At 30.6% G+C, this 14082-nt stretch carries 16 protein-coding genes, 2 pseudogenes and 1 other annotated feature (1 of these 19 running past the window's edge); of the genes and pseudogenes, 4 read left to right on the top strand and 14 right to left on the bottom strand.

Annotation, left to right across the window (positions count from 1 at the left end):
* Nucleotides 1-55: a binding site (T-box leader), on the bottom strand (it extends 202 nt beyond the left edge of the window).
* Nucleotides 56-81: 26 nt separating this feature from the next.
* On the bottom strand, nt 82-297 hold the full coding sequence (locus tag NLJ82_RS12300; RefSeq protein ID WP_041185178.1) for a DUF2197 domain-containing protein: 216 nt from the start codon (nt 295-297) through the stop codon (nt 82-84).
* 143 nt (nt 298-440) lie between these two features.
* Between NLJ82_RS12300 and NLJ82_RS12295 the strand changes: the two genes are divergently transcribed.
* Together NLJ82_RS12295 and NLJ82_RS12290 are read left to right on the top strand one after the other, a co-directional pair.
* Nucleotides 441-1343 carry an SMP-30/gluconolactonase/LRE family protein gene (locus NLJ82_RS12295; protein WP_000377987.1) on the top strand — a complete coding sequence of 301 codons (903 nt, stop codon included), beginning with the start codon at nt 441-443 and terminating at the stop codon, nt 1341-1343.
* Entirely contained in the window at nt 1340-2041 is a 702-nt protein-coding gene (locus NLJ82_RS12290) for a class I SAM-dependent methyltransferase (RefSeq protein ID WP_001079466.1), read from the top strand. The genes NLJ82_RS12295 and NLJ82_RS12290 overlap by 4 nt, the downstream gene beginning before the upstream one ends.
* Nucleotides 2042-2293: 252 nt before the next feature.
* Here NLJ82_RS12290 and NLJ82_RS12285 read toward each other — a convergent pair whose 3' ends face one another.
* The 4 genes from NLJ82_RS12285 to NLJ82_RS12270 all read right to left on the bottom strand — a co-directional run bounded on the left by NLJ82_RS12285 (nt 2294) and on the right by NLJ82_RS12270 (nt 5195).
* Nucleotides 2294-2923: a class I SAM-dependent methyltransferase gene (locus NLJ82_RS12285; protein ID WP_000397618.1), complete on the bottom strand. Its 630-nt coding sequence runs from the start codon at nt 2921-2923 to the stop codon at nt 2294-2296.
* Between the two features lie 243 nt (nt 2924-3166).
* A complete protein-coding gene (locus NLJ82_RS12280; protein WP_001055960.1) occupies nt 3167-3664 on the bottom strand; it encodes a DUF421 domain-containing protein in 498 nt (165 codons plus the stop codon).
* 213 nt (nt 3665-3877) lie between these two features.
* A complete protein-coding gene (locus NLJ82_RS12275) occupies nt 3878-4045 on the bottom strand; it encodes a hypothetical protein (RefSeq protein WP_001004886.1) in 168 nt (55 codons plus the stop codon).
* Between the two features lie 223 nt (nt 4046-4268).
* Nucleotides 4269-5195 (bottom strand): alcohol dehydrogenase catalytic domain-containing protein, encoded by a 927-nt coding sequence (locus NLJ82_RS12270; RefSeq protein WP_000437339.1) that lies wholly within the window; start codon nt 5193-5195, stop codon nt 4269-4271.
* Nucleotides 5196-5306: 111 nt separating this feature from the next.
* Between NLJ82_RS12270 and NLJ82_RS12265 the strand changes: the two genes are divergently transcribed.
* Nucleotides 5307-5549 (top strand): hypothetical protein, encoded by a 243-nt coding sequence (locus NLJ82_RS12265; RefSeq protein WP_000582702.1) that lies wholly within the window; start codon nt 5307-5309, stop codon nt 5547-5549.
* A gap of 27 nt (nt 5550-5576) precedes the next feature.
* Here NLJ82_RS12265 and NLJ82_RS12260 read toward each other — a convergent pair whose 3' ends face one another.
* From NLJ82_RS12260 to NLJ82_RS12250, 3 genes are all read right to left on the bottom strand, one after another.
* A complete protein-coding gene (locus tag NLJ82_RS12260; RefSeq protein WP_000290885.1) occupies nt 5577-5780 on the bottom strand; it encodes a hypothetical protein in 204 nt (67 codons plus the stop codon).
* A gap of 133 nt (nt 5781-5913) precedes the next feature.
* Complete coding sequence (locus NLJ82_RS12255) at nt 5914-7284, bottom strand: aminotransferase-like domain-containing protein (RefSeq protein ID WP_000280088.1); 1371 nt, start codon at nt 7282-7284, stop codon at nt 5914-5916.
* Nucleotides 7285-7354: 70 nt separating this feature from the next.
* A complete protein-coding gene (locus tag NLJ82_RS12250; protein ID WP_000820256.1) occupies nt 7355-7948 on the bottom strand; it encodes a DUF4030 domain-containing protein in 594 nt (197 codons plus the stop codon).
* Between the two features lie 169 nt (nt 7949-8117).
* On the opposite strand from NLJ82_RS12250, the gene NLJ82_RS12245 reads away from it, so the two are divergent.
* A complete protein-coding gene (locus tag NLJ82_RS12245) occupies nt 8118-9809 on the top strand; it encodes a M3 family oligoendopeptidase (RefSeq protein ID WP_001189370.1) in 1692 nt (563 codons plus the stop codon).
* A 14-nt stretch (nt 9810-9823) separates the two neighbouring features.
* Here NLJ82_RS12245 and NLJ82_RS12240 read toward each other — a convergent pair.
* The 6 genes and pseudogenes from NLJ82_RS12240 to NLJ82_RS12215 all read right to left on the bottom strand — a co-directional run.
* Nucleotides 9824-10594, bottom strand: a pseudogene (locus NLJ82_RS12240) (AraC family transcriptional regulator); the annotation flags it as partial.
* A pseudogene (locus NLJ82_RS12235) lies at nt 10590-10865 on the bottom strand (protein kinase family protein); the annotation flags it as partial. The pseudogenes NLJ82_RS12235 and NLJ82_RS12240, both read right to left, overlap by 5 nt.
* A 116-nt stretch (nt 10866-10981) precedes the next feature.
* Complete coding sequence (locus tag NLJ82_RS12230; RefSeq protein ID WP_000627955.1) at nt 10982-11776, bottom strand: VOC family protein; 795 nt, start codon at nt 11774-11776, stop codon at nt 10982-10984.
* Nucleotides 11777-12063: 287 nt separating this feature from the next.
* The gene (locus tag NLJ82_RS12225; protein WP_001003855.1) at nt 12064-12816 is read right to left on the bottom strand and encodes a class I SAM-dependent methyltransferase; all 753 of its coding nucleotides are present in this window, start codon (nt 12814-12816) and stop codon (nt 12064-12066) included.
* A complete protein-coding gene (locus tag NLJ82_RS28895) occupies nt 12813-13055 on the bottom strand; it encodes a hypothetical protein (RefSeq protein WP_226805551.1) in 243 nt (80 codons plus the stop codon). Before NLJ82_RS28895 ends, NLJ82_RS12225 begins: the two co-directional genes overlap by 4 nt.
* Nucleotides 13049-13741 carry a hypothetical protein gene (locus tag NLJ82_RS12215; protein WP_002092039.1) on the bottom strand — a complete coding sequence of 231 codons (693 nt, stop codon included), beginning with the start codon at nt 13739-13741 and terminating at the stop codon, nt 13049-13051. The genes NLJ82_RS28895 and NLJ82_RS12215 overlap by 7 nt, the downstream gene beginning before the upstream one ends.
* Nucleotides 13742-14082: the final 341 nt, after the last annotated feature.

The following is a 14082-nucleotide window of genomic DNA, read 5'->3' as shown; positions in this document are numbered from 1 at the left end:
CCAGAGCTCTCTGTACGTATTCTTTCTTAACTACTCTTCTCTTCCATGCCATTTTACATATTAGTTTTTTCATATGATAATTTAAAATAGTTTTATTGTCAAACTTTTCCGAATCAAAAGCGTATACTTATCTAAAAAATTCTTTATCGCCTCTAATTGAATTTTGTGGCTACACTCATCACAACAATATACCCCTTTTGGTTTCTCTTTAAATCGCTTATATTTTTCACTGCCTTCATAAACACGAAATATATTTTTACAAGAAAAACAAACAAATTCATAAAACATCATATGCATTTTCCTCTCAATATTTATACATTTTTTTAATCACTCGAGAAAATCAGTTTTTCCATGGTACAAATCTTAATATTTTCTGATTAAAAGGTTTGCCTCTATTCTTATCGAATTATATAAATATCTTATAAAGCGAGGTGAACATCTTGGACAGTAATATAGAATTAGTTTTAGATGCGAAAGCAAGTTTAGCTGAAGGACCATCTTGGAATGAAAAAAAGCAACTTTTATACTGGGTTGATATTGTGGAGAAACAATTATGCATATTTAGTCCTACCGATAATACAAACCGAGTAATTGCTCTCAATCAACAAATTGGCTGTGTTGTTCCATATTTAGATGACATACTACTCCTAGCTATGGAAAATGGCTTTTATTCTATTAATGTAGAAACAGAAAAACTGACACATATTTTTGACCCTGAACCACATTTATTTAAAAATCGTTTTAATGATGGAAAATGCGATCCGGCAGGACGTTTTTGGGCAGGTACTACAGATACATACGGTATTAATGCTGCTGGCTCCTTGTATTGTTTAAATAATAATTTAAAGGTAGAGAAAAAAGTTTCACATGTAAATACATCAAATGGCATAGCTTGGTCACCTGACCATACATACCTTTACTATATCGATACACCTACTAAAAAAGTAGTTCGTTTTCATTATGATATATGCTCTGGAGTAATTCGTAATCCAAGTGATGTAATTATTTTCCCCGAAAATGACGGTCTACCTGATGGTATGACAATTGACGAGGAAGGTTGCTTATGGATTGCTCATTGGGGAGGTTCAAAGATTACTAGATGGAACCCTTCAACTGGTGAACAAATATTAAGTATCCCGATTCCAGCGCTATATGTAACATCTTGTACATTTGGAGGGCCTAATTTAACCGACCTATATGTTACAACAGCCAGAACAGGAATGACGGATGACGAATTAAAGCAATATCCACATGCTGGTGGTATTTTTCGAATTCAAACAAATGTAAAAGGTTGTCCTACCCATTCATTTTGCAATAATAATATTGGAGCTGAAACACTATGAATCGTATCGATTACATAAGACAAGAAGAAAAGAAATATCATGACCTTTGCTATGAACAATACAAACTATTTGAAACTGGTTCTTGGCTGTACAAACCGGTTAAAACAGTTATGGATTTAATGGATTATTTTGAAGGAAAAAACAACTTGCAAGTACTTAATCTCGGCTCTGGCGTTGGAAGAAATAGTATTCCCATTGCCCAAAAGATTCAAAATGCGAGTGGTACTGTTACATGTGTGGATTTACTTGATTCTGCTTTAACAAAATTACAAACTTATAGTAAAGAATATGGTGTAATTAATAATATGAAAACAGAACAAGCAGCAATTGAAAACTACTACATCCAACGTAATACTTATGATTATATCGTTGCAGTATCCAGTTTAGAGCATGTTCAATCAGAAGAAGATTTAAAAAAAGTGCTCCATTCTATGAAAGAAGGTATAAAAAGCGGCGGTATGAATTGTTTAATTATTAATTCGAACATACAAGAAATTGACTTACATACAAATGAAGAGTTAGATGCTTTAATTGAAATTAACCTTCCTACTGAAGATATGATATATCTATTAAAAAATATTTATGAAGACTGGAAGGAAATGAAAGTTGAAATAAAAGAATTAGCTTATGATATAATCCGAAACGAAAGACACATTCTATTAAAAACAAATGCTATTACGTTTGTTGTTCAGAAATAATCATATAATCAAGATTTGACTCTTTCCTTCTAATTTATTTTTATTGAATGAGATTTTTACCTTTTAATATTTATTAAACAAAAAATAAAAGAGCACTTGTTTCCGCAAGTGCTCTTTTGGGGATTTTGAGATACCCTATTAACGAAAGTTAAGGTTACTTAAAGTTAAAAGGTATTTCTATTATATGCTTGTCCTCTTTATTTGTGCATAATTAATATATAAACATATTTAATCATTCTTAATAACTTTTAGTTATAGTTCTTTCTTACATTTTATCGTTAAAAAGTTGATTGAAGGTTTATTTGCCATGTTCTTATTTGGTTCATCAATTTCCGAAACTTGTACTAATCCATATTGATTAAAATCTTTTTTTATAGATTCAGAATCATAGAAAAACATTTTTACGCCTTCCATTATCTCATAATAATCTTTATCCAACTGTTTTCCTTTTCCGTACATTGGAGCTTTTTTAGAAACAGTTGTAAAAACCATATATCCACCAGGTTTTAACTGATTATAACAATCTTTAATAAAATTCTCTCTTTCCTGTTCATTCAACAAATGAAGAAGTGCATGACTAAATATCCCATCATACAGTTTATTATCAAAAGGCATTTCGTTTACTGAACCGTGATAAATACTAACATCTTCTAGTCCGTTTTCTCTTGCTAAATCGATCGCTGTTTTCGAAATTTCAATACCTGTTACATTTATACTATTTTCGATAAATACCTTTGCGTTTCTTCCATAGCCAATACCCGGAACTAATATGTCTTTAACATTGTTTTCCACAAAAAAATCTTTTGTCAAAATTGCAGATTCTGTAGGTTCAAACCCCCACATTGTTTGCTTCTCAATAAAGCTTGATTCCCAAAATTCCATTATGATTCTATCTCCTTGTTCTAATCCTATTTTTAGTATCACATTAAAAACTTATAAATTTTAGTGCTGCGGTTACCTATGCCAAATTAATTTTTTACCACATTCACTATAGGTTCATTGAATATAGCATAATAATAAGCCTATATCTAATTTTAAGATTGGCTTATTATTTCCCCTATATTAGTGTGTAAAAAATAGAAAAACCAATACTTCCGTTGTAGTATTGATTTTTCTTAAGATAAATTATCTTTTTATATTGTACTGATCTATTACTTTTTCTAACATTTCTAAAGTTATCGGTTGAGCTTTCTCTATTAATTGGTAACCAATTCGCCCATTCGGTTCAGCTGTAACTTGCTGTAAACTCTTTAAATCATGAATCCCTTTTTCTCTTAATTGCATATATAGTTGTTGTTCCGACATTTTCGCATTCATCAAATTCTCTTTTACAATCTCTCCATTTTCTACTACTATAATGCTACTGCCATTTAGGAATTGTTCCATCTTCTTTGATTTCAATTCAAAGAAATGAATGATAAGAAGGACGCCTGCAAATATTACAGCTGCAAATATAGATGGGCCTACTTTCCGACTTAATACAGGCTCCACAATAATACGTGCAATTGATACTACTATAATAATTTCAGCTCTTGTCATTTGGCTAACAGATTTACTACCTGTCATTTTTAATGCAATAATTCCAGTCAGAATTAAAATAATGCTTTCAAAAATCATATTCATAATAGCCCAATCCTTTAATGGTGAATGTTACTAGCATTCCCATTTCATATAGCATTCTAAATGTATTTTAATTAAACTTTTTTGTAAAAATTAAACTTACATATACTGAAAAAGAATCTATTTTAACCAACCTTTTTTCAATAAGGATTTGATAATCCATCTTCCATTATCAAAAAAATAAAAAGCACCCGAATGGATGCATATAGATTAAACTTATTCATTATTACTTTCTTCACTTTCATCATCAACTGATTTGGAGTCTAACATGCTGCCTATATCAGGCGGTAAAGCTAACTCTATTCCAGCTATTGGTTGATTATCTTCATTAAACCATTGTTTCTTAAATTTAATCAATTCTTCATTTTTCTTATTTTCATTCATATTATCCCCCCTTTTATGTTTGATATTAAACTCTTTACTTAATATGTACACTGAGAAAGATAATATACTATTTGTACATAATGAAAGAGCAAAAACCATTCTCTGTTTTCACAACCCGTTGTACCTATTAAAGAATCCCCGTACATGTTACTCCGCGCTCTGCTATCATATTAGTGTCTAAACATATGTGGGCTATGTGACAAGTACCTGGTCATTTTGTTCATTATTCATATGAGACAAATACTTTTAAAGGGGTAATTATTCCTTGACTTAATTCCTCAAAACATTGAATGAGTCCTGTATGTTGTATTTCATGTTGAAAAATCTCTTCTATCCATGGTGTTTTTTCTATTTGACTAAAAAACCAATCTGCATGTTGTTGATAATTATATCCGTCACTTGAACCAATGATCCGCAGTTCTTTCTCATAAAAATCAGCGGTTAATGTTAGTTCTTCAATATTACCATCAGAAAGTATACATATTTGTCCATTAGTTTTAAGTGTTTTTTGTAATGTATGGAATCCACTATTTGTAGCAGAACATTCGAAACCATAATTATATGTTTCTACTATCTGTTCTTCTGCATCAAATGTGTTTTTTACACTAAATTTCTGTGCAAATTCCCTTCTATTTCTATCAGGTTCAACAATATCCACATGCTCAACACCTATATAGTATTTTAAGAAATAACAAGTAAGTAAACCGATAACTCCCATTCCAGCTATAAGTACCTTTTCATCCTGTCGCGGGTTTAGTTTCAATATACCTTTAGCAGCATCACACGAAAGAATAGATAATAAAGCTACTTTAGGTTTTATATAACTAGGTACTCGAATTACTTTATACCCATTAACTACTCCTATCGTTTCATGTCCATAAAAAGAAACTACTTTATCGCCTATGTTTAAATTCTTTACTTTATTACCAACTTGAATCACTTCACCGTAACTTTCATATCCAGTTTTTCTTGGATAAATAGGGTGTGTATCTGTAACATCGGATCCATTATACTGAGGTAACTCTGCTCCAATGCTTATTGCACCTGCAATTGTTTTAACGATAATTTCATCATTCTGTATAGACTTAATTTCGCGCGTTTCCCACTTAAGACGTTTTGGTCCTTCTAAAACTAATTTATTTTGTTCCATTTATAACCCTCACATTTTATAAAAATATATTCTCACTACATTTCAAACAATGTATAATAAATTCATCTAAAATTTAAGCTATAACGTTGGCTAGCATCCAACAGTGATAATATGATAATTGAATTTGATGGATATGGAATTAATGAGTATGTTTTTGGCCGTAACTGTTCTCTTAACGAGTTAATAATAATGTATTTAAATGTAAAAAATGAAGAGATATCTAATGAAGATCTTCTAAACTTATTTTGTGTACGATATCATTACGAACAAATCCCAAAGTTATTACAAGAAAACGTCTTGAGCGATGTTGTTATTGATTTAGATACGGACTATATTTATATTCCTAATAGATAACAGTAAACTAGATTAAATGAATAGAAATTAGGATTCAGCTAAGTGTTTAATAAAATAGGTCATTGCCCAAATTAATGTCGCAAATTGCGTGACAAAATACATTGTCCATTCAAAACCAGTCAATTTCCTATCTCGTTTAACCTTCTTTAAGTATCTGTAAAATATAAAAGTACTTAAAAACATAAGCAACAACGATAATTGTTGTAAATCATCGACTATACGTACCGCCATAGACTTCATCACCCTCCTATTCAAAATAAATATACTTTAAGGTTAACATTTATTGGTAGTTTATTTCCATTTAAATTACTTATGTCAAAAATAAAAAGAGCACTCAGCTATTGAGTGCTCTAAAAATATCATTTTATTCTTTTTTAAATTGAAAATTTAGACGTTCCACTTGTTTGATTTCCTCCATTACTTTACGAATTCCTTCTTCAATCCTATCTTCCTTTACATTCGATACGTTCAACTTTAATAGTCTTTGTTTCGGAAAACCTTTCAAATAATTTTTATCAATCGTATCAACACTGATTTGCATTTCACTTAGTCTTTGTATCAACATATCCGAAATACTTGTTTTATGTACTTCTAAACAAGTATGGATTCCAATTGTATTTTGCTTTTTATATGTGAATAAAAGCGGGGTTTCACTTTGCATTCTTTCTAATGCTTCTGCTAGTTTTTTAGATCTATTATTATAGGAAGATTTAATTTTATTTTTATGGCGTTCGAACATGCCACTCTTTATATAAATTTCTAAAGCAGCTTGGGATATCATTGGGCTATCTATATCTAAAATTTTTTTATATGTATGGAAAGCACTCGAAATAACCAGTGGAGTAACTGCTACACCAACTCGTAAACCCGGAAAAATAATTTTAGAATAACTTTTCAAATATATGACATGATTACTATGATCCAAGCTATATAACGGATCGGCTTTTGAATCTGTTTCTAGATCTGCTAAATAATCATCTTCTACTATAAATACATTGTATTTCTTAGCCAATAGTACAATTTCTTCTTTCTCATCTTTAGAATAAGAAGTTCCAAGTGGATGATGGTATCTTGGTATTGTATAAAAGAATTTTATTTTACCTGTTCGAAAAATACGTTCCAATTCATTTAAGTCAATACCTTCATTCGTACGTTTAATACCGATTACTGGAACTTTATTTATTTCTAGATATTCTATATATAAATGATACGTTGGCTGTTCAACTAATATTGTTTCATTTTCATTTGGAAATGAGATAGAAGTTAATATTGCAAGTGCCTGTTGCACGCCTGACGTTATAAAAATATTGTCTTCTTTCGTGAACACTTGATAATTTGCCAACTGTTTTTGAATGACTGGAATTAAAGATGGTAACCCTTTCGGTGTTCCGTATACGAACAAATCATTTTTATAAGTATCAATAGCCTTATTAATGCAATGCTGAAAATCTAAATATGGGAACACATCTGGATCTGGTGCCGAAGAAGCGAAATCAATTATCTCTTTATTTTCTATAGTACTCCCAGATTTCTTAACAACGTAGTATCCACTTTGAGGGACAGAATATATAATGTGACGCTTTTCTAATTCATGAAGCGCACGTATAACTGTTGCCTTATTACATTCATATTGCGCAACGAGTGACCGTATTGATGGTAATTTCTGTCCTTCTTTTATCTCTCCATGTTGAATCATTTTTTCTATATCATTTAAAATATGTAAATACTTATACATATTACATCTCCTTCAGCAATTCTATATTTAATTACATCAATTTTTCATTTATATACCATCCATTCCTCAATTAGTTAATTTTCCGATTTTCTATATCGTAAATCCCAATAGCATATGAATCATTTTCAATCCATTTCTTTATTGCTTCTGTTTTAAGTACACCTTCAACTTCTTTTTCTATTTTCTGTCCAAGTTCTCTCGCTCCTACTTCATCATCGCTAATCTTAGTTTTTATATCTATGGTAACAGGTTGATTCTTTTTATAATTTATTTGCTGAATCCCAAACCCTTCATATCCATTCTTTCTGAATACATCATCAAATATCTGTCCAAAAACTAACTCCCATCTATGTTCTGCATTTACAATCTCCTTGTTTCTTTGAGATATATTTACTTTATAGGACATAATGCCTTGAATTTGCAATCTTTTATTAATTTCTTTTTTTATTTCGTTAGCATTTTCGCTATCAGCAATCTCTAAATCTACTATTCTTTCCTTTTCATCCCATATAGCAGCACTAAAAAAAGATTCCTCCTTGACTGTCGCTGTAGCAATATCCATAACTATAGAATCTTCACTTTTGGATTCTTCCATTTCAGGCTCACAAGCACACAATACAGCAATTGAAAATAAAAATACAATCAACTTCTTTCCTCTTTTCATTGCACTTCCCTCCGTAAATTTTCATTTACGATAAACTTTTACTTTCACATATAAATACCTTCTATAATTTTTAAATTTAACATTTTTTCACATTTTCTCCTCTTAAAAAGGAAATTATAATTAATAAATAGAATATCTTCATGAATAAATAAAAAGTGAGGGATATGTCATGCAGCGTTTAAATACGATTGATATTAGTAACGTTCTAGAATTAGAAAATACTCTTTCTACTTTATTGAATGAAATGATTTCTTCAAAGCTAGAACTTGAAAACTGGTTAAAAAAACAGTCTACTTTCATTTGGGGAATTGAAGAACAATTAAGGTCGCACTATATCGCTTTTCAATGTAATACAGATAATAAAGAAATAAAAGATACTTTTGAATATGATCAAAAATATGTACGACCTCTTTTGAAACGTTATCAAAATTCATTTGATACTAAATATTTAGAGTCCCCTTTTCGAATGGAACTTGATCCAAAAACGTACAGCTTACTAGATAAAAAAATTAAGAATGCGCAAACATTATTTTGTGAAAAGAATATTGATTTAGAAGTGAACGAAGACAAATTAGTAACCGAATACTTCGAAATCACAGGTGGTTTAACTGCATTATGGAACGGTGAAGAAAAAACAATTACTGAACTACAATCTTACTTACAAGATCCGAATCGTCATATACGAAAAAAAGCAAAAACGCTCATTTCTGAAACATTCTTATCTGTTGAAGATAAATTACAACATATATTAAATGAATTAATCGTAATCCGTGACCAAAAAGCAAAAAACATTCAATTACATAATTATCGTGATTATATGTTTAAAAAACATGAACGTTTTGATTATACACCTGAAGACTGCTATGAGCTTGCTGAATCTATTCGTAAATACGTAGTACCACTTATCGATAAAATATATAATAAGAAAAAATCTGAACTTCAAGTAGTAAGTCTTCATCCATGGGATTTAAAAGCAACTGCACCAAATCAAAAAGTATTAAAACCTATTGAAAAAGCGAGTGATTTAATCGAAAAAAGTTCTCATATTTTACACAAACTTGCCCCTGAATTTTCCGCATTACTGGAACGTATGCATAAAAATAATTGCTTAGATTTAGAAAGTCGTAAAGGAAAAGGACCAGGAGGATTTTGCGAATATTTACCTGCATCTCAATTATCTTTTATTTTCATGAATCTCAATCATACACATTATGATGTTACTACTTTCCTCCATGAAATGGGCCATAGTATTCATAATGATTGTATGAAGCAGTTAGAACTTCAAAAGTATTTAGAAATCCCTTCAGAATCAGCTGAACTAGCTAGTATGACAATGGAATTGTTTTCGATGGAGTATTGGGATACTTTTTATGAAAATAAAGAAGAATTTATAGAAGTAAAATTAGAGTTCTTTAAAGATATTGTTAAATATTTGCCACAAATGCTTATAGTTGATCAATTCCAACATTGGATGTATGAAAATCCTAATCATACAGCTAAAGAAAGAAATGAAAAATATTTAGAATTACATAACACTTATCAATCGAATGTAGTAAATATTGAGGGGTATGAAAATTGGGTTGCAACTGGCTGGTTACCTGTGCTACATATATTCGAAATACCATTCTATTACATTGAATATGCAATTGCACAACTTGGTGCGCTGCAAATGTATAAACAATATAAAGAAAATCCTAAACAAGCACTTGAAAATTATAAAAAGGCCTTATCATTAGGTAGCTCTAAATCTTTAACAGAAGTATATGAAGCTGCTGGAATTCGTTTTGATTTTTCTAGCGAAACAATTAAGGAACTAATGGCATTTGTAGAAAAAGAATTAGAATTACTTGAGCAATTATAAGAAGAAAGCTGCACCTATATTTTTGGTGTAGCTTTCTTCTTTATTTTATTAATCAGCTCTATATACTGAGAATCACCATATCCGATTGTTGGAAATAGTTGAAACAACTTTGTTAATAATTCTTGAGTTGATAAATCTTTATTTTTAGAGATAAATTTCATTACAGCATTATCTTCTTTTAGCATTTTTAAATATAGATCTATAGCCTGATACATTACAGGTGGTACCTTATAGAAAGTCTTTTTATGATTTACTAATACTTCATTGTATACCGAAGAATAATTTCCTAATTCAAGTTCAATTTGATTTACTTTAAATTCATCTTCTCTGAAGCTATTTAAGTATACCTTCCCCTCATAACGAGACTGTTCAAGGTATGAAAGTATTGTAAGTAAGTTCATTTGACAAAACATATCTTCACCAAACCATAAAACAATACATTTATACTCTTTCGTAAAAAGTTTCTTTAATGGATCTATAACCTTTTTTGTGTAACTTTCTACTGAACTGTTATGTCCTGCTGCCCTTGTCTTAATAAATTCTTTATCAAAAACTAGTGTAGTAACTTGGTTTACACACATCGCTTCATTAAATGGTGCGTAATCAGAATCACCCATTAGCTTTTCATTTTTAAATTCTTCATACATCATTTGACCATTCAATATGTTTAATACATCTTTATCAAACAGCTCGCTCTTCGCATTTCGTAATTGCTCAACCTCTATTTTTCTAGAAATATTCATATTAAACTCTCCTTCCTTATTTATATTGAGTTTAACATATGTAATGCTGTGCTTTATTTAAATTATTAAGCAGGAGATTACCAATACTATCCCCTTTTATGTATTCCATAATAATTGCCTGTCTATTTTGTATCTTTATCACTTCAAATACGTTTGGAACTGACAGCCCACATGAATAAGCATATTTTTGTTTTTTTGCTTCATTCATAGACTCTGTATTCGGGAGGTAATCTTTAAATAATTTCATAATCTTATTATCATATAGATAAATTTCCGCTGTGTTCCCTTTTGCAATTGGATTACCTAAAACCACTTCATTTCTCCCCTTAACATAAATTAGAATAACATCTTATACCTCTCTTTACATTCACTATACCCCTAGCTAAAACCTTCTTCACGACTATACAAAAAACTTACCGCTTTCCATCATTAAATAGAAAGCGGTAAGTTTAATTTACTTGGAATATCAGCATGGAGATTTGGTGTATGCAAGATAGTAAATGAATATCCTTGCTGAATAAATGATACTTCATTATGTTTACATTCATATGGAACACTATTTTTCTTCAAGTTATTTTGTATGCGTTGTAAAAATGCTTGATCTGGTGTTCCAAAAGAAACATGTACTTTCGGTGGTAAAGCTTTCATCGCAATCGGAATCCATGGTCGCTGCCACCAAGTTGCGACAATGTATGCAGTGCCACCTATAACAAAGTTAAAAATATCTCCATCTTCCATTGTTTGCAAATTTAAATTTAATTTCAACCATTCCGTAAATACAGGTACACTTTTAACGGGAAGACCGATTTCCCTTACATATAAAACGTTTAATGGTGAATGCGGTATTAATACATCTTCTTTAACATAACTATGTGCAATAATTTCGAGAAGATTTCCATCTCCGTCTTTAAAGTATAAATTGAATAGATTATTCTCCTCACCAATTATATTTCCATCTTTCCATTTCACAATGAGTAACCCAGACTTTTCAAGCCATTTTGCTGTTTCATGAAATTTTGAATATGGGATCTCAAAAGCAAAATGTGCAGGTGCAATTGGTTCATATACTTCTTGAAAGCTAATTGTTGTATACGGTGTTACTTCAAATTGAATAAATGATGCTGTTTCTTTTTTTATTGGAAAAGATAATACGTCCCTATAAACTTGTTTTACCCCTTCTATGGAAACAGTTTGTAGTTTTATATCAGAAATATGTGTAATCATTTTACGTCCCCCTATTTCATACTATCTATTCGTATTGTATTACAATTATAAATAGATAAAATCAAACGGAAGGATGGATTTTTCATATAAAAGCTACAACTTTAGTATGAATATGTTAGCTTCTTTCATTGCTAGTACAGTAACATTTCAACACCATTATCCTCCATATTTCATTTTTTTGATTAACACTTTACTTAATTTTATTTTTTCAAGTTTCCCCTGCATTGTTTCTATATAAAAAGAGCTGCCTTGCCTTAAACGAAAAGCAGCTTTTACAATAAAATACATTAAGATTTTACAGCAATAATCATAAACCTTTTTGAATTTGTACGAATACCTTTTTCAGAACTATTAGCTTTAATGAACTTTTGCAAAATATTAAAATCCTCTTCCTCTTCTCCAAAATTAGGAATAATAGGCGTATGTTTTAATAAGAAAATAAGATTCTCAGGCGTACTGTAATGATCAGTAACATCATATTCACGTACTTGTATGATTTTAAATCCCGCACTAATAAGTTCCCTCATATACTTTTCTTTTAAAGTTCCGTCTCTTTCACCAAAGCATTGTCCTCTGCCAAATACTTCTTTCAGATTTAATTTATCATGTTCGCTTACTTGTTGTGTTAAGAAAAAAGCACCTTGTTTCATTACTTTTGCTAATTCAGATGCTATAAACGGTGCGTGACAACTAGAAGCGATATCAAAATGGGCAGGCGGAAACGTTAACGCTTCAGAATTCATTTGAAAAAACTCAACATTTTGTACACCTGATTTTTTTAAATTGGAATGTGCCGTTTCAATCATGCCGTTAGAATTATCAATTCCAATTAACAGTTTAGCTGAAGATGCTATATTAAGTACATTTTCTCCTCCACCTGTACCAACATCAAGTAGGGTGTCTGAAAGTTTACATCTTTCTTTCACTTCCCCGTAAAAGTCCCATGAATCTCCTACAGTTTCACATTTTATTTTACTAAAATCCCAACCATTTACTCTTCCTACTTTATCATAAAAGTTTTTGTACTCTAATTCGTTCATTTTGTATTTTCCCCTCTATTAACGCTTATGCTATTGATTCTTTGTGAAAAAGATCCACCAATTTCCCCTATATATGCCAGCCAATCTTCATAAAACGCTTGAACAGTGCGATATCTTTTATTTTTTTCTTTATGTAGAGCTTTTTTACATATATTATATAATTCTAGTGTGCTCTCCCATTTCTCATAGCTTTTATCATTTTTCTCGCCAATAAAAGCAAAAGCAATTCCGGCTAACACATACACATTCGTTTCGCTTGTAATTTGTGCATGCAGTTCATATTCTTCAGGTGCTTTGAAACGACCTGCTCCCCAAAAATCCTCCCCAACTTTATTGAATACAGGTTTTTTTGAAAGAAATCAATATCACAGATCGTAAGTTTTGATTGCTCAAAATTATATAAAATACTACCGTCATAAAAATCAACCATGACATATCCTAATGACTCCACATAGGCTGCAAACTCAAAAATTTGTGTCAATATGTTAAGTCTCTCCGTCACTGATAATTGTCTTAGCTTAACAAAAGGCGAATTTGGTGCATGGTGCTTTTCAAACGGTGTAAAGTCCCAATGATTGTGCATGCATTCCCCATCAATCCAATGAAACCTTAAACAAAATCCGTTTTGCATTTGAATAAGATTAATATATGGAACTAGTAAAGGATATTGAATTTGTTCATACACTTCTTTTGCCTTCATTAATCGTTGGATCGCGCCCTCTATCTTGCCTTTGTATTCTAAATTGCGTGCACCTGCATACTTCAAAAAATAACGTTTTCCATTTTCAATAATACCAAAGCTAATATTTCCTGAATCTTGCTGATCAAACACAGTAAACACTTCTACATCCTTTAACCAATCAAAATTATGCTCCTCAGCCAATGTTAATGGGTATTGATTTTTTCCAATTTTAATATTTATCATGTGCTGCTCCTAGCTTTGAGCGAACGTAGTTGATAGAGGTATGATACGCATACTCAAATTATTTTTACCTCATGCTTGATTTTCTTCTGTTTGTTCATAAAACATCACTCCTTTCAAATAACCGCCCTTAATTACTTTCTATTATATATTATAAAATACAAATTATAAGGAAAATATATTCCATATGCACAAATAGTTTACATAACATTTTTATGGTTTATTTATGTATGTAATCTACATCTCTCCCCAACCACACATACTATTTAAAACAGTACAGACTTTTACATTCTTCATTTTTATTTCCTCCTTAAAATACATGTAAAAAGTAGGATTAACCAAAA

It is taken from the genome of Bacillus paranthracis (genome assembly GCF_024296885.1).
Taxonomy (GTDB): Bacteria; Bacillota; Bacilli; order Bacillales; family Bacillaceae_G; genus Bacillus_A; species Bacillus_A paranthracis.
This window is presented reverse-complemented; position numbering and strand designations above follow the sequence as displayed.